Here is a 15609-nt window from a genome sequence, read left to right as displayed (position 1 = left end):
CCCCTCACCGCGCATGGAGTCCGAGATACCGTGGGAGGGTCTTCCGCTCCATCCATCACGTTTTCCGCGCGAGCCCCTCGAGATAACGCGCCAGCAAATCGGGCAGACCCGCGCTCTCTTCCGATCCGAACGCGCAATGCGAGTCCGTCCGGTAAAGCGGGCTTTCCATGATGTCCGGGCCGAGCCCGCGCGCGACGCCGGCGAGCCCATGAATCCAGAACGCGCCCTTCCGCCTCCCGCGGTGCTTCCACCACGCGAAGAGAGCGTATTTTTCAATGACGGCCACGAGCGAGGAGCGGGCGAGGAGCTCCATCACCTCGGCGCGATCCGCGTTGAGCAGGACCGTGGGCGCCCCCGTGACGTCGACGCCGGAAAGCGCCTCCCGGCCGTCGATCAAGGTGATTTCGTGCGCCGTGGAGCGGGCCCGGAGGCCCTCCGCGAACGCCTTCACCGGCTCGCCCGGGGAGCCGCGCGAGACGACGTGGACCAGCCGCAGCTCGCTTACTTCCACGGCTTCACCTCGATGAGCAAATCGTACCCGATCAGCATCGTGTCCGTGCGAGCGCGCTCGTAGCGCAGGAGGACCGCATCGTGCTTGCCCCGGAGGATCGCCGGATCCCCGGCCATGCGCTCGTAATGGATCATGAGATCGCCGATGGGGCGGCGCTCGGCGCGGGCGGCGTCGACGCGCGCCGCGACGACCCGGTGCCCGGATTGCGTGATCGGGGTCTCCGCATATTTGAAAGAATGTGTTTCCATCGCGAGCTCGCCGAGCGGTTTGCCGGGGTGACGTGCGGCGAGCCAGTCGAGGTGCACGATGGACTCGACCTCGTGGATCGCGCAGAGCTTGAAGGCGCGCGCCTCGCCGAGCCCTATCCCGAGCTGCTTCATGGCGCGCAGCGTGACGTAGGTGTGCGTGGGGATCCCCTTGCCGGGCACGAGCGGCACGCTCACGCCATCCATCCACGCCGGGAGATCTTCGCGGAATGCATAACGGAGCTCGACGGTGCCTGAACCGAGATCGAACGCGCGCTCAAAAAAGCCGGACGTGCCGCCCGGGCCCTGGACGATGGTAGAGGCGACACGAGGCTCTTGCGCTGCCTGCGCCGGCACAGGCGCCGTCGCCGGCGGCGCCGCCACAACGGGCGGCTTTGCGTCGGCGCCGCTCCGGCCGAACCATTTGCGAAAAAAGCTCATGAGCAGCCTCCGTGCGCTGCGGAGGCGAGATGCCCGGGAGGCGCCGGGCGCGGCGCCCAGAGCGGCCATGTATACAACCGTCGTTTCGGGCATTTCTTGAGGATTCCCATACCCAAACCTCAATCTGCGCCTGGGACAAATACACCCAGATTCCCTGCCGCTCTCTCTACCATGTTTGCTGCCCGCCCGTCAACCGGAGCACCACCGCGCGGGTTATCCATTGAAAACCTTTCTCGTCGGCGTTCGATTCGACTTCCAGGTTGTCATCCCGGAACGAGGGGTGGCGCGACACGCAAGGGAGGTGTGACCCTCGGTGCGTTCCTGTCCCGGCAGGCCGCGTGGCGAGGTAGTGCCCGCTCAGGTCGCGAGATTCTTCGTCATGGCGAGAGCGTTATTGCGGCGGTGACGGAAGTAGAGCGCAGAGCCGGCGCCCAGCACGGCGAGGTTATACGCGCTCCAGAAAGCGAACTGCCAGGCCTGATAGGCCGAGGCGCTGGCGTAGCTCTTGCCATTCGGCAATTTGCATTGGTCCGACCGGTTCCGATAGCCCTTCTTGAAGGTGCCGCCGTTCGGGCAGGCGATCTCGCTTCCCGCGAGCGCGAGGCCCGTTTCCGTGACGTGCGGGAGCAGCGGTATCCCGAACCCCTGAAATACAAAGAAGACGATGGCGAGCACGACGCTCGGCGGCGACCCCGTCCGCAGCGGCGTCGGAATCGGCGCCGGCCGTCGTGCTTCGTGCGCGCCGGCGATCATCGATGCCGTATCCATCGCCGAGACCATCCCGTCGACCGGCAGGGGAGCGAAGAGGATCCGCGCGCGACCTCCGTGCACATGCATCGCGACGAAGCCGAGCGTGTGGAGATTGGAGAAAATGAGCGGCGCGGCCGCCGAACGTGCCCACGGCGCAGGATTCGGTGGAGCCGGCCGGTAGCTGTTCCCTTCCTCGACGCGGGCGTAAATGGCGAACCGCTGATCGAATCCGGGATGGCCCGTGCGCAACGGGGCTGGCGGGAACGGTCCGAAGGCCCCCTGCGCGCGGTCGGGCGCGCAGATCATCTGGTCGGGCAAGGCGGAATCCACCTCGACGAGCGTGTGCATCGGAGCGATCGGGCCAAAACCGGGCACGGTGGCGGCTCCCTGCGTCGCATTCGGAGACAGCGACGCGCGGAGCCCGTCGGCACGCTCGAGCAGGATCCCTCGTTGTGGAAGGTCGAGGGCCGTCGGCGGAACCGTCGTCCATGCACCCGCCGGTATCATTCCTCGAAAATGAATGCCGCGCCGCGCGAGCTCGGCGGCCAAGGCCGAGAATGCCGCGTGCATGCCGTTCCGAGAGAGCAGCGCAAGAACAATCGCAAGCACCGCACAAATGCCGAGGAAGAGGGGAACGAGGTAAGCCATGGGTTCGCGCGTGGAGGAGGAATGATCGCGATATTCGGTTCGCCTGCTCAACCGAGCGATTCGCGCTGGTGCAAGGGGCGCCCGGGCCGGTAATCGTAGCTGTTCGGCCAACGAAAGCCCACGACGGCGAGCGAAAGGCTCGGGGACAAGCTCCATACCTCGTGCCACCAGCCGACCGGGAGGAAAAGCGCATCGCCCGGCGCGAGCTCCACTTCGTGGACGAGCTCGGGGTGGACGCGACGAACATCGTCGCTCGTATGCGAGGCGTAGAAACCCGTCGCCGCATCCGCGACCATCGTCGCGCTGGGCGGCACCAAGGCGACACGCTTCTTGCCGAGGATCTGGCAAAAGAAGTTGTTCGTCGCGTCGTGGTGCAATTTCGTGTGCGTGCCCTCGGGACCGAGCCAGAAGGAGATGGCCCCGCGGCGCGGCGGCGGGAAGAGATCGGAGGGCAGCTCGATCTCCTCCAGCAATTGCCCGATCGCCGTGTCCTCGAAGGCTCGGTTGCGCGCGACGAGGTAGGCGTCGTCGTCGACCGCGGTCGTGACGAGGTCGAGGTAGTCCCCGAATGGCATCTTTGCCCGCAGCTCCGTGAATTCGAGGTCGGGGCGCGCGTGCTTGGTTCGACCGCGGGCGACCTCGATTTCCACGTCGGCGAACCGTCGCCGGAGGTCCTCGAACCGAAAGCGCGGGGGCCGTGGCCATTGCTCCACGAACCCTCGCACGACGAGCGGAGCATTGCCGATCCAGTGCTGACGATGAAACACGTCGGCCGGCGGGCACCGCGAGACCTCCACGAGCGCGCGAGCATCTCCCCGGACGAACTCTGGGAGCCTGCATGTCTCGCGCGCTCGGGCGCGCTCGTCGAGCGCGCGGACATAGGCCGGCGTGATCTGCGAATGGTCGAGCTCATCGAGCGCGCGGCTGACCACCGCCACGGGAAGGCCTGCCCCGGCGAGCGTCGCGACAATCTCGCGGCGCTCCATGCCACGCGCGAGGTTCAGCACGATCCAATCGAGCGCGTCGGCGGAGAGCCTATCTGCCGCTCGTCGAGGCCGCGCCGTTTCTTGCGGAGAAGGGACGCCGCGCGTCCTGAACCGAGAGAGACCGCCCATCGGCGATGGCTTACCAGGCCTCCGGCGGTTGCGGCGACATGGCGCCTGCGCCGGTCGGATTGGGTTGAGGCGGGATGGCGCCGCCTGCGCCGCCGATGCCCCCTCCGCCTGCTCCGCCTGCGCCGCCTCCCCCGCCCGGCCCCGGCTGCGGTGCAATGACGCCACCGGCACCGCCGACGCCCCCTCCCCCGCCCGGCCCCGGCTGCGGTGCAATGACGCCGCCAGCGCCTCCGCCCCCGCCCGGCCCCGTCGAGCTCGACGTCGGATCCGGAGCCTGCGGCGGAATCTCGCCACCTCCGCCCGTGGTATCCGCGCTGCACCCCGGCAAGAGCGCCGCCGTGAGCGCCGCGGCTTGCCCGGCGCGGACGAGGAGGGACGTGATCGGGAGCGGAGTCGGCCTGACGCGCTTCATTCTGGAGGACCAGATAACAGCGGTCCTGTACGGCCGTCAACAGCCGGCGCGCGGCTCACGATCGAATTCGGATCGAGGCGGTCGCGGACGGAACGGCCCGCCTGCGATCATCGCGGGCAGATCGCGCCGCTCACCCCCGCATCCGCATGGCCCCAGACTCTCGGCTCGGCCCCTCGGGCGGCGGGAGCATCACCGTGAGCGCCTCGATCGACGGCAGCGCGGACCGGACGCGCGGGGCGACCGGGAACGGCGTGAACGGACCGCTGAACCAGAGGAGCAATACGTAGACGCCGGCGAACGATTGCGCGTAGACGAACGGCTCGTCGTCGGCCAGCACGACCGTGAAGCTCGCGCCGGGTCTGTCCTTGCCGGGCGGGCGCGCTCGCAGCACGCGCGCGAACATCTCGCCCAGCGTGGAGAGCTCGCGCTGGAGCTCGAGCTCCGTCAGCCGCAACGAAGGAGCCTCCCACGCGGCGAGCCCGGTTTGGGGTCGCCTCGACAGACCGTAGCAGAGCAGGCTGCCCGAGAGATCGCAGACGATGGCGTTCATGGCCCCCACCTCGTCCTGGAGGGACACGAGGCGGCGATGAAGCTGTAGCCACGCAGGGATCTCGTCGGCAAACCGCATGGTCGCAGAGCCTACAGCCCTACCGCCCGAGGCACAAGACCCGGGCAGACTCTCGACCTCGCCCCGTGTATGCTCCGCCCCATGAACGCCCAATCTCTCCTCGATCGACTCCGTGACGACGACACGGCCGACGAAGACGAAATCGCAAAATCGGCGCTTGCCGACAATCCGGATCTTCCCGCGGAGCTCCTCGCGTGGGCCGCGCGGGCGATGAACGAGGAGGTCGCGATCGAGCGCGCAGATCCCTCCACGTTCCGCGCAGTCTCCCAGGCTGTGAAGGACCCGGACCTCAAGGGACGACTCCGCCTCGCCCAGGCCGAGCTCATGCTGATCCAGGGCGACGACCAATCCGTGCTCGAAGCTGCGATCGACGCCATCGGCTGGAACCCGGATCTCCAGAGCGCGTATGAGTTGGTTTTCTCCCAGCTCCGCGGCTCGTCCTCGCTCGACTGGACCGAGATGTTCGAGAAGGTCGAGGGGCGCGGCCGCCTCCCCAAGGACGCCCTCGCTCTCCTGCGCCACGTGATCGAGCGCGCCGAGCTCGGCGTCAAGACCGGGGAGAAGCCGTATTTCCTGACGTTCGCCCCCTCGGAAGGGGCCACGCTCGCGGACGTTCAGGCGTTCGTCGAAAAAGGCCTCTTCGCCGAGGCCCTCGCGGCCCGCCGCGGCGCCGCGGGCGAGGATTTCCCCACGGCGCGGCGGGTCCTTTTCGAGGGCTGATTCAGGGCACGAACGAGGCGAGGAAGCCTCGGGGCTTCTGCGACGGCGGAAGCGAGCCTCCCCCGAAATCGAGGAGGTTCACGTGGTTGCCGGTCATCACGACGTTGCCGCTCGGATGCACCGAGAGGTCGGACGCGGAGCCGAACCCGTAATGCCGCGTCGAGAGGTGGTTGCCACTCGAATCGAGATTCACCACGAAGACGTTCGTGTCGGACACGGTGACCGGGCCGCCGCCGAAGTCCATGGTGCCGTTCCAGGATCCAGAGAGAATCACGTTCCCGGCCTGATCGAGGTTCACGTCGCCGCCGCTCTGCAGCCCCGCGTCTCCATGACGTTTGCTGAAGACGTGGTTGCCGCTGGCATCGAGCTTGAAGAGGAAGCTGTCGGTCCTGCCCGCGGAGACGAGCGGCCCGCCCCCGAAGTCGACCGTGTTCTCGAAGCTCCCGCTGTAATAGACGTTCCCCGCCGCGTCGATCGCCTGCGGCCCGCCGCCCTCGTCCCCCGTGCCGCCGACGCGCCGGCTCCAGAGGACATTGCCGTTCGTGTCGACGTTCAAAAGGAGCAAGTCGTACTTGCCGGCGCTCACGTACGAGGTGCCGCCGATGTTCAGCGTGCCCGAGAACGTAAAACTCCCGTGGACGCTGCCCGCGCCGTCGACGACGAGGCCCATGCCGGAGTTGTTCCCAGCATTGCCGTACGAGCGGCTCCAGAGCGTGTTGCCATTCGGATCGAGCTTGACGAGGTAGACATCGCGGAACCCGGTCGAGGTCATGGGACCGGCGCCGAAATCCAGCGTGCCGTCATAGGGCCCGGAGAGGAAGATGTTGCCGGCCGCGTCCGTCACGACCGACCCGCCGAAATCGTGGCCCGTTCCGCCGAAGCGGCGACCCCAGATCAGGTTCCCCGCGCCGTCGAATTTGCCGACGTAGATGTCGTTGCCTCCGGCGCTCACCATCGGGCCCGCGCCGAGATCGATCCCGCCCTGGAACGAGCCCGTGAGGATCACGTGGCCGGCGCCATCCCTCGTGAAGCCGCTCGACGACCTCGTCCCGCTCGGGTACTGGAAGAACTTGCTCCACACGTGATGGCCGCCCGCGTCGAACTTGGCGAGGTACATGTCGTACCGCCCCAGGTTCACCAGGCTCGTGACCGGCCCGCCGCCGAGATCGACCGTCCCGTCGAACGTCCCCGTCACGTATACGTTGCAATCGCCGTCGGTCTCGACCGCGCTGCCGAACGTCTGGCCGGTGTCGCCATAGCCAAAACTCCAGTTGTGCGTGCCGGACGGCCCCGCTGAATCGGCGCAGGTCAGGCCCACGGGCACGCATTCCCCCCACGACAGGCCGTCCATCGAGCAGGGCCGGACGCCGGGGGTGCAGACGAGGCTCTGGCCCTCGCCGACGCAGCATTCTTCCTTTTCCCAGGGCAGGCAGACACACCCCTCGTTGACCTCGCCGTCGCAATCGTCGTCGACGTCGTTCGTGCAGACCTCGACCTGGGGCCGGACGTCGTCGCACTCGTACCACTCGGTCCCCGTCGCAGAGCATTCCTGGTAGCCGCCGGTGCAAATGCCGACGCCCTCGGTGCCCGGCGGGCCGTAATAACAGGGCTGCCATTCGTACGGATCGCAGATCGTGCCGCCAGGCGGGGTGAGCGACGGCGGCGCGGGCTCGGCGACCACCGGGATGCTCCTCCCCACCACGGCCGCGCTTTCGAGTGGGACAGCACCTTCGGGCCCGGACGTGAGATCCTGGCAACCCGAAAGGGGGACCAGGAAAACGAGCGTCGCGAGGCCGAGCCGGAGAGAGTCGACGGAACCGCCGGGGCAGGAATCGAGCTTCGTCATGGACACTCCTTGGAAAAGGCAACGGTCAAGAATACAAGAAAAGCGCGGACGGTTGAAGGCCCCTCCACGGGACTCCCGCTTCCCTCGCGCCATTCGCCGCTGTACCATCCCGGTCACCATGCGCCGCGTCGCCACGCTGCTTTGCATCGCAACGATCTCCACATCCGCCTGCGAGCGCGACGCGCCGTGACACGGCCGTGACATTTCCATGCGAACCTCTGCCTCGTGCTGACCGAACGCGCCGCGCGCCTCCGGGATCTCCTCCTCTTCGTGACGCTCGCGCTCCTGCCTTCGATCGCGGTCGGCGTGCTCGGCCTGCGCGCGATGGAGGGCGAGGAGGCGGCGCAGCGGCGCGAGGCCCAGAGCGCGCTCGACTTCAGCGCCGAGCGCCTCCGCCTCCGCGTCGAGAAGGCCCTCGCAGAGGCCGACGTGGCCCTCGCCGCCGCGCGCTTCGGCCCCGAGCTCCGCGACGCCGAGCGCGTCCTCGCCGGCATCGCCCCGCCCTTCGCGGCGCCCGTGCTGCTCGATCGCGACCGCGCCCTCGCCCTGCCGGCCGCGCCCCCCGCGAGCGCCGGCCCGCCGGCCTCGGCCGATCATTGCAACACCCTCGCCGCCACGTTCACCACCACGAAAAACTCCGACAAGCGCGAGGCCGCCCGCAAGGAGCTGCTCGACGTTTGTCCGGACATCCGCGGCGCCGGCGGACGGTACCTCTATCCCGTCGTCGCGCTCTCCCATCTTTCGGAGAGCGAGGCCCCGGCGCTCGTCTCCTGGATCGAGGGCCACGCGAGCTCGCTCTCGCCCGGGGAGCGCGAGGCGGCGCGGGAAGAGATCACGACGGCGGTCGCCCTCGGCGAACCCTTGCGGACCCGGGCGCTCCTCGCATTGAAGGGTTCTCCCTCGACGCGCGGCCGCATCCTCGAAGCTTTGCGCAGCGAGGAGGCCACGGCGGCCCTGCGCGGCGGCCCCGATCGCGCCGGCATGCTGCGGTTTCGCGCCCCGGGCGCCATCTTCGTCCTCCGCGCGCTCGACGACGGCCGGCTCGCGGGCCTCGTCGTGCACGGCGAATCCCTCGCCGCCTCCCTCGACGCGGGGTTCCCTGCCATGCAGCCAGGAGAGCGCGCCCTCTTTGCTCCCACGGTATCGTCGTTCGGCGACCTCCGCGGAACGACGCTCCTCTCGCCTGGCCTCGCCATGCACGTCGTCCCCGCCGATCGCACGGCGATCGATCGACGCGCCGCGCAGAGCCGCCGCGTCCTCGCCGCCATCGGCGGGGGCGCGGTCGTCGTCTCGCTCGGCCTCCTTGCCTTGTTATGGGCGCGCATGCGCGCGGCCCGACGCACGAGCGAGCTGCGTGTCGATTTCGTCTCGGCCGTCTCGCACGAGCTCCGCACCCCGGTCTCCTCCGTACGAATGCTCGCCGAGCTGCTCGAAAGCGGACGCGTCGAGCCCGACGAGCAGCACGAGGTCTTCGAGGCGCTCGCGCGCGAATCGAAGCGGCTCGGCGACACGGTCGAGCGGATGCTCTCGCTCGGCCGCATGGCCAAGGGCCGGCTCGCCGCGGTGCGCGCCGAGGCCGATCTCGCGGACGTCGCGAACGAGGCCATCGTCGCCTTCGAGGAGCGCTTCCCCGATGTCCCCGCGATCGAGCGCGCCATTGACGCCCCGGCCTCCGCGCACGTCGATCCGGGGCTCGTCCGCCTCGCCCTCGACAACCTGCTCGACAATGCGCGCAAATACGCGCCCGCTGGGGCGCCTTATCGCGTCGTCGTGCGTCACACGGACGAGGACATCACGATCCGCGTCGAGGACCGGGGCCCGGGCATCTCGCGGCGCGATCAGAAGCGCATCTTCGAGCCGTTCGAGCGGCTCGACGACAAATTGAGCCGGGAGACCGAGGGCAGCGGCCTCGGCCTCTCGCTGGTCCGGCACGTGATGCGCGCGCACGGCGGGACGGCGCGCGTGGAGAGCGAGCCCGGCCGCGGCGCGGCGTTCATTCTGGTTTTTCCCGGGAGGAAAACATGACCACGAGACACACCGCGGGGCGGCAGGAGACCATTCTCCTCGTCGAGGACGACCTCGGCTTGCGCCTCGCCATGACGAAGACCCTGCGATCCGAGGGGTTCCGCGTCGAGGTCGCGGGCACCGGCAAGGACGGCCTCGAGGCCGCGCTCGCGCAAAAACCCGACCTCGTCCTGCTCGACGTGATGCTCCCTGGGATGAACGGGTTCGAGGTCTGTCAGCGCCTCCGCGAGGCGGACCCCGAGGTCCCCATTCTCATGGTCACGGCCAAGGGCGAGGAGCCCGACAAGGTCCGGGGCCTGCGGCTCGGCGCCGATGATTACATTGTAAAGCCGTTCGGCGTGGCCGAGCTCTGCGCGCGCATCGACGCGGCCCTCCGGCGGCGCAGGCGCGTCGATGCGGAGACCGAGGTCCTCCAGATCGGCGACGTCACCGCCGATTTCCGCGCCCACACGCTGAGCCGCAGAGGCCAGCCGATCGAGACGACCGCGCTCGAAATGCGCCTGCTCCGGTACTTCCTGCGCCACGAGGGCACGCTGCTTCCCCGGCAACGCATCCTCGATGCCGTCTGGGGCGCCGACTACTTCGGCACCGATCGCACCGTCGACAACTTCATCAACCGCCTCCGCGCCAAGATCGAGGACGACCCGAAGAACCCTCGCCACCTCGTCACCGTGCGCGGCGCGGGGTACCGCTTCACCCGCACCCCGAGCGCGGGCGGCGACTGACGTCCGCGCCCGGTGACCGAACGGTGACATGGCGGAGAAATTTCGTACAGGAACACGCCGCATAGTGGTCTCCAGACGGCGCCGCGATGGCAGCCATAACGGAGGATCCAATCATGATGAAGCAATTCGGCCGTGGTTTTGTTCTGGTTTCGACGTTCGTGCTCGGTTGCGCGGGGGAGAGCCCCGAGGGCACCGAGGCGCCGGCCATTCAGGCGGCGCCGGCCGGCGAGGCGTCGGTCGCGCTTCGTATCGAGCGGGTCGCGCGCGCGCTCGACCGCGGCGAGGATCCGAAGCAGGCGCTCGTCGAGATCGATACGGCGCTCGCGCATCCTGCCGCCACCGTGACCGAGCGCGACGAGGCCGCGCTCGTGCGCAGCCGCGCGCTCGAAGCGACGGGCGACGCGGAGGGCGCGATCACGGCCGTCGAGAACCTCCTCGCCACGCATGCGGGCGATCGCGAATGGGCACTGTCCTCCGAGGCCGAAAAACGCCTCCGCAAGCTGCTCACGGGCAGCGAGGACACGCCGAAGCGCCGCCTCACCCCGGCCGAGCCTCCGGTCTCGATCTTCGCGGGCGCCCTCGCGAAGTTTTTCTCGCCGGACGCGGGCGGCCGATATCGCGTGCGGGTGCTCGCGTTCGGCGGCGACCGCAATTTTTCGAGTGATCGGATCGGCACGTTCAACGTGGGTGGCGCGATTCGCGCCGAAAAAGAGAAGACGTGCCCGACGTGCGAGGTGAGCGTCGACAGCGCCACGAACCGCGAGACCTCGTGGATCGGCATCGTCCGCGCCCGCGCCGAGCTCGCCTCCGCGCTCGTCGTTTATTATTACGATCTCGAAGGAGGCGAGATCCCCGCGCGGTACGACGCCGAGCTGCCGCTGCCGACGGCCGAGATCAAGGCCATGCTCGGGAAGGGCAAGGGCCTCGTGGCCGCGAAGAAGCGCTCTGGCGCGCCGCCCGTGATCCTCATCGCTGCGCCGCGCTTCGCCCAGCTCGACAATGTCGAGACCACGCTCGCCGGCATGGACGAGCTGCCGCTCGAGGCCACGAGCGTCGAGGTCCCGGAGTCGCTCGAAGCCGAGGAGATCCAGGCCGTCGTGCGTAGCCACTTCGGCGCGTTCCGGGGTTGCTACGAGGCGGTCCTCCAGACGAATCCGGCGGCGCAGGGTCGCATCTCGCTCGATTTCAAGGTGGACACCGACGGGCACGTGGTGAGCATGAAGGCCACCGCGGATTCGCCCGCGATCCAGTCAATGGAGACGTGCATGCGTGACGCCGGCCAGACGCTCGTGTTCCCCGCGGCGACCAAGGAGACCACGGTCGTGTATCCGGTCCTCTTCACGCCCGGCTGAAGGGCCCCCGCCCCCGCGATTCGCGAGAGATCGCCGGAGATCACGGCTCGCGCGTCACGCGAGCGCCGGGGACGCGGAGGCGTGCACGGGCGGCCTCCGCGCCCGGAAGGATTGGACCTCCTCGATTTGCGCGCAAAGCCGGAAGAGGCGCGCATCCTCGCCGAAACGCGCCGTGAGCATGGTCCCGATGGGCAAACCCTCCGCATTCCAGTGGAGCGGCACGCTCGCCGAGGGCTGCCCCGTCACGTTGAAGACCGGCGTGAACGGGGAAAACGCATAGGCGCGCTCCACGGCCATGTCGAGCAAGCGCGGCAGCCGCAAGAGCTCCGGACGATCGAGCCGCGCCACGAGCTCCTGCATACCCTCCTCCAGGCCCTTCGCGAGCAGCGTCCCGTGCGGCACGGGCGGCCTGCCGATCGTCGGCGTCAGCAGGATATCGTAGTCCTGGAAAAACCCGGCGACCGCGCGCTGCACCTCGAAGAGTTTTTTCCGATGATAGACGAACGTCCCCGCGTCCGTGCTCCGGCCGACGAGGTTCAAGAGCCACGTCGTCCGCTCCACGTCCTCGCGCTTCGCCGGGCGGCCGAGGAAGGCCTCCGCCGCGCGGATCTCGGCGGCGACGAGCGCGCTGAAATGCAGGAAAAACCCCTTCGCGAACTCACGCGCGTCGAAGCGCGGGCGCGCCGGCTCCACGTGATGGCCGAGCTTTTCGAGGAGCTTTGCCGTCTCCTCGACGGCGCGCCGGTTGTCCGCGTGCGGGTCCGCGCCGTGGAGGAGCGGCTCGGTCGTGAAGGCAATGCGGAGTTTTTCCGGGGGCGCGCCGAGCGCCTCCAGGAAACCGTGGTACGGCGCGGGCGCGTGGTACATCGCGGTCGACTCGGGACCAGCCGTCGCGTCGAGCGCGGCCGCGCTGTCGCGCACGGTGCGGCAGAGGACGTGCTCGGTGGCGAACCCATAAAAGCTCTCGCTCACGTCGGGGCCGACCGGCGTTCGCGCGCGCGTGGGCTTGAACCCGAAGAGACCACAACACGAGGCCGGAATGCGGATCGAGCCGCCGCCGTCGCCGCCGTGCGCCATGGGCACGATGCCCGCCGCGACGGCCGCCGCCGCGCCGCCGCTCGATCCGCCGGGCGAGTAGCCGAGACGCCAGGGGTTGTGCGTGGGGCCATAAAGCTCGGGCTCCGTCGTCGGCAGGATGCCGAACTCCGGGGAGTTCGTCTTGCCGAACACGACGAGGCCGGCGCGCAAAAATCGCTCGGTGAGCTCGGCGTGATGGGCAGGGACGTTGCCGCGATAAAGGCGGCTCGCGGCCTGGAGCGGCACGCCTGCATAAGCGCAGGCCATGTCCTTCATGAGGAAAGGCACGCCGCGGAACGGGCCGTCCGGCAGCTCGCCGCGCGCCCGCTCACGCGCGATGACGTGCATGCCGATCACGATCGCGTTGAGCCGCCCGTTCACGCGTTCGGCGCGCGTGATCGCCTCCTCGAGCAGCTCGGCGGGGCTCACCTCGCCCTTCTTCACGAGCGCGGCGAGGCCCACAGCGTCGTGGTCGTCGTATTCCTTGAAGCTCACCCTCGTTTACCTACCAGATCGCGCGCGCTCGACTCAACGACGAAGGCACCCCCGACGCGCATCCGTTGCGCCGACGCGCGCGCCTTGCGCGCCGCGCTGGGCCGCGTCCCTCACAAACGGATGAAAGCCCGGGCCGTTTGGTGTATGTAGGGCGACGAGCGAGCCCGGCACGCAAAGTGCTTGGGCCTTCCGTCGATCGAGCGAGGCACGATGAAACACGAATTTCTCTTCGGACTTCTGGTGGTGGGGGCCCTCGGCGCGGCCGGTTGTGGCACGGATTATTCGGGCACGTACAAAGGCGAGGCCACGGAGTCGGGCACGGTGAAGATCGCCGTGCCGCAGACGGCGGACGTGGCCAAGAACGAGTCGCCGCCGCGCAAGGTGCCCGACGCGACCGTGACGGTCGCGAAGGAGGGCAGCAACTACGTCGTGAAATTCGCGTCCTGCGAGATGAAGGGCGAGGCGTCCACGCCGAAGCTCATCGTCGTGAAAAACACGTGTGACGTCAAAGTGGCGAACTGGGAAGGCAAGCTCCCGCTCTCGGCGACGCTGAACTTCGACGACACGGGCGCCCTCTCGATGGAGGTCACGGGCACCACGAAGAACGAGGCGACGGTCATCTCCTACGACTGGACGTTCAAGGGCAAGAAGTAACGTTCATTCGGGACAACCGATCGGCTGCGTGGCGAGGACGACGTCGTCGATCCAGATCGTGCGCGCCTCGTCGGCCAGATAGGACTCCCACCCCAGGTAGAGCTCGGAGAAGAGCGGCGCGAGCCAGGGAGCCGCGGGAGTATCCGGGTTCGTGCAGCCGTCCCCGGTCTCCTTCACCGCGAGGCCGGGCACGCCGTATCCATCGAGGGAGAGCTGCATCGCGTTCTCCTTCCCGTCGAACTTCCATTCGAAGCACGTCCAGCGCCCGACGGGCATGACCGTGTTGTCGTTCGAATGGGCCCAGCACGCGGTGTGCGGCGCGCTCATCGGATCGTCGTAATATTCGGGCGTGTCGTAGAACGCCTGGAGCTCGCTGCCGAGGAACGCGCCCGTCTTCTCGTCGAGGACCGGATCGTTGATACCATAACGGTAATAGGCCTTGTAGGTCTGTCCGGGTACACGCCCCTGCCCCGTCACGAGCCCGATGCCCCCCGGTTGCATGGGTACGGATTCGACGAACAGCATCGCCCGGCCATACAGCACGTTGCCCTCCGGGGGGAGCACCGAGGTGTCGTCGAGCGCGAGCATCACGGTGCGGAAATCGGCGCCCATGCTGGTCGCGTTCGCCGTGACCTTCACCGCGCGCGAGCCGCTCCGGGCGTTCTCCGAGGAGACGACGACGGAACCCTGCACCTCGACCGTGCGCCACTTGCCTCCGGGTTTGTCACCCACGGCGAACGATTCGAAATCATCGCAAAGGAGCGCTGTGTCGCAGACGTTCGCGAACTGTCGTTCCTCGGCCGTGCACCCGACGGCGCCCAAGGCGGCCGTGAGGAGGATTGCGGAGAGTCTCCCGTCGTTTCGCATGCCGCTTTTTATCATGGCGGCCGGTGGGACGGCAGGGGTCAGCGACACCCCTCGGCGCGGGACCAGTCGAACGTGTCGTCCTTGAACTCACGGGTCTTGTGCGGTTTTCCTCCCATGGTCACGTCGACGGTCTGCTCGAACCGGACGTGGCGGGGTTGGAGCGTCCGCGGATCGGTCTCCGCTTCGATGCGGGTGATGCGGTGGATATTTTCAATGGGCATGTCATTCGGGAAATGAGGCCCGGCGATCGCGCGAATGATGTTCGCGAGCCCTTGCGCGGCTTTTTCGCCCGCGAGGGTCTGGGTGATCGATACGCGGACGAGCGCGTCGTCGCCCTTGGCTTTGCCGTGGTGCTCGAAGCGCAGGCGCACGGGGATCTTGTCGCCGCCGGCCGGGACCTCGTCGTCCGCCTCGACGACCTCGCCCGCCGAATTCGGCAGCGCGATCCACGTGCCGACCCACGCATTCCAGGGATCGCCCGCGGACGAGGAGAGCTGCGCCTGCATCTGCGGCGAGCGGAGCGCCTGCTCCATGAACGCGACGAGCTTCGGGCTTTTGGCGATCGCCGGCGTGGCCAGCATCCGCTCGATGACCTGATCGAGCCCGCGGGCCTCCACGTACGCGCCTTCGGCGGAAATGATCATCGGCACGGGCATGCTGAGGAGCGGGATCATCGGGGCGAGCCTCTCCTGCGCCTCGGGCGTGGTGGCGTCCTCGCCGTCGATCACGAGGAACTCGGGGTCCTCCACGCGGACCTCGATCTCGCCGTCCTTCGTGGGGCGCGCCGCGACGAAGAAGCGCATCTTCGCGCCCTTGCCCTTCTTCTCGGAGACGCGCTCGACGGGCACGCGGCAGGGCACTTTCCACCCGAACGAGAGGACACCTCCGTTTGTCGCCGAAGGTTCCGCGGCCGCGTCGGTGCTCGCCGAAGACGAAACGGAGGCGGGCGTGGTCGGCTCTTTCGTGGCCTCGGACGAGGCCCCGCAGGCAGCGGTGAACAGAAGGAGCAGCAGGGAGAGTCGCGCGCGTTGCATGAGCGCGCGCAGCATCCTTCCATTCGCCTCCCGTGCGCCAGCGATTTCTTCCGCTGCCCTCCCC

General features: G+C 68.5%; 15 protein-coding genes. 5 read left to right on the top strand and 10 right to left on the bottom strand.

Translation table 11 applies throughout. The features are described from left to right. Positions 1-55 precede the first annotated feature (55 nt). The 6 genes from QHF85_RS08490 to QHF85_RS08465 all read right to left on the bottom strand — a co-directional run bounded on the left by QHF85_RS08490 (position 56) and on the right by QHF85_RS08465 (position 4750). Positions 56-511, bottom strand: coding sequence for a hypothetical protein (locus tag QHF85_RS08490; RefSeq protein ID WP_281326577.1), 456 nt, complete (start codon positions 509-511; stop codon positions 56-58). Further along, the gene (locus QHF85_RS08485) at positions 502-1197 is read right to left on the bottom strand and encodes a hypothetical protein (protein ID WP_281326576.1); all 696 of its coding nucleotides are present in this window, start codon (positions 1195-1197) and stop codon (positions 502-504) included. Before QHF85_RS08485 ends, QHF85_RS08490 begins: the two co-directional genes overlap by 10 nt. Positions 1198-1554: 357 nt before the next feature. After that, positions 1555-2706 (bottom strand): hypothetical protein, encoded by a 1152-nt coding sequence (locus tag QHF85_RS08480; RefSeq protein ID WP_281326575.1) that lies wholly within the window; start codon positions 2704-2706, stop codon positions 1555-1557. After that, entirely contained in the window at positions 2643-3710 is a 1068-nt protein-coding gene (locus tag QHF85_RS08475; protein WP_281326574.1) for a cupin-like domain-containing protein, read from the bottom strand. Before QHF85_RS08475 ends, QHF85_RS08480 begins: the two co-directional genes overlap by 64 nt. Before the next feature lie 10 nt (positions 3711-3720). Then, positions 3721-4122, bottom strand: a complete 402-nt coding sequence (locus QHF85_RS08470; RefSeq protein WP_281326573.1) for a hypothetical protein — start codon at positions 4120-4122, stop codon at positions 3721-3723. 130 nt (positions 4123-4252) lie between these two features. After that, entirely contained in the window at positions 4253-4750 is a 498-nt protein-coding gene (locus QHF85_RS08465) for a hypothetical protein (protein ID WP_281326572.1), read from the bottom strand. 81 nt (positions 4751-4831) lie between these two features. On the opposite strand from QHF85_RS08465, the gene QHF85_RS08460 reads away from it, so the two are divergent. Beyond that, positions 4832-5470, top strand: a complete 639-nt coding sequence (locus tag QHF85_RS08460) for a hypothetical protein (RefSeq protein WP_281326571.1) — start codon at positions 4832-4834, stop codon at positions 5468-5470. A gap of 1 nt (position 5471) precedes the next feature. On the opposite strand, the gene QHF85_RS08455 is transcribed toward QHF85_RS08460, so the two are convergent. After that, positions 5472-7316 (bottom strand): hypothetical protein, encoded by a 1845-nt coding sequence (locus QHF85_RS08455; protein WP_281326570.1) that lies wholly within the window; start codon positions 7314-7316, stop codon positions 5472-5474. 225 nt (positions 7317-7541) lie between these two features. Between QHF85_RS08455 and QHF85_RS08450 the strand changes: the two genes are divergently transcribed. The 3 genes from QHF85_RS08450 to QHF85_RS08440 all read left to right on the top strand — a co-directional run bounded on the left by QHF85_RS08450 (position 7542) and on the right by QHF85_RS08440 (position 11418). Beyond that, positions 7542-9341, top strand: a complete 1800-nt coding sequence (locus QHF85_RS08450; protein WP_281326569.1) for a HAMP domain-containing sensor histidine kinase — start codon at positions 7542-7544, stop codon at positions 9339-9341. Beyond that, positions 9338-10066 carry a response regulator transcription factor gene (locus QHF85_RS08445; protein WP_281326568.1) on the top strand — a complete coding sequence of 243 codons (729 nt, stop codon included), beginning with the start codon at positions 9338-9340 and terminating at the stop codon, positions 10064-10066. Before QHF85_RS08450 ends, QHF85_RS08445 begins: the two co-directional genes overlap by 4 nt. A gap of 113 nt (positions 10067-10179) precedes the next feature. After that, positions 10180-11418 carry an AgmX/PglI C-terminal domain-containing protein gene (locus QHF85_RS08440; protein ID WP_281326567.1) on the top strand — a complete coding sequence of 413 codons (1239 nt, stop codon included), beginning with the start codon at positions 10180-10182 and terminating at the stop codon, positions 11416-11418. Positions 11419-11472: 54 nt separating this feature from the next. On the opposite strand, the gene QHF85_RS08435 is transcribed toward QHF85_RS08440, so the two are convergent. Beyond that, positions 11473-12990 carry an amidase family protein gene (locus tag QHF85_RS08435; RefSeq protein WP_281326566.1) on the bottom strand — a complete coding sequence of 506 codons (1518 nt, stop codon included), beginning with the start codon at positions 12988-12990 and terminating at the stop codon, positions 11473-11475. A gap of 210 nt (positions 12991-13200) precedes the next feature. Between QHF85_RS08435 and QHF85_RS08430 the strand changes: the two genes are divergently transcribed. Continuing rightward, positions 13201-13644, top strand: coding sequence for a hypothetical protein (locus QHF85_RS08430; RefSeq protein WP_281326565.1), 444 nt, complete (start codon positions 13201-13203; stop codon positions 13642-13644). A gap of 3 nt (positions 13645-13647) precedes the next feature. Here the strand turns inward: QHF85_RS08430 and QHF85_RS08425 are convergent, their stop codons facing one another. Together QHF85_RS08425 and QHF85_RS08420 are read right to left on the bottom strand one after the other, a co-directional pair. Beyond that, complete coding sequence (locus tag QHF85_RS08425; RefSeq protein ID WP_281326564.1) at positions 13648-14511, bottom strand: hypothetical protein; 864 nt, start codon at positions 14509-14511, stop codon at positions 13648-13650. A 38-nt stretch (positions 14512-14549) separates the two neighbouring features. Beyond that, positions 14550-15545: a hypothetical protein gene (locus QHF85_RS08420; RefSeq protein WP_281326563.1), complete on the bottom strand. Its 996-nt coding sequence runs from the start codon at positions 15543-15545 to the stop codon at positions 14550-14552. Positions 15546-15609: the final 64 nt, after the last annotated feature.

It is taken from the genome of Polyangium sp. 6x1 (assembly GCF_029946515.1).
GTDB lineage: Bacteria > Myxococcota_A > Polyangia > Polyangiales > Polyangiaceae > Polyangium.
Note: the sequence above shows the minus strand (reverse complement) of the source record. Positions and strands in the feature narration are given on the sequence as shown.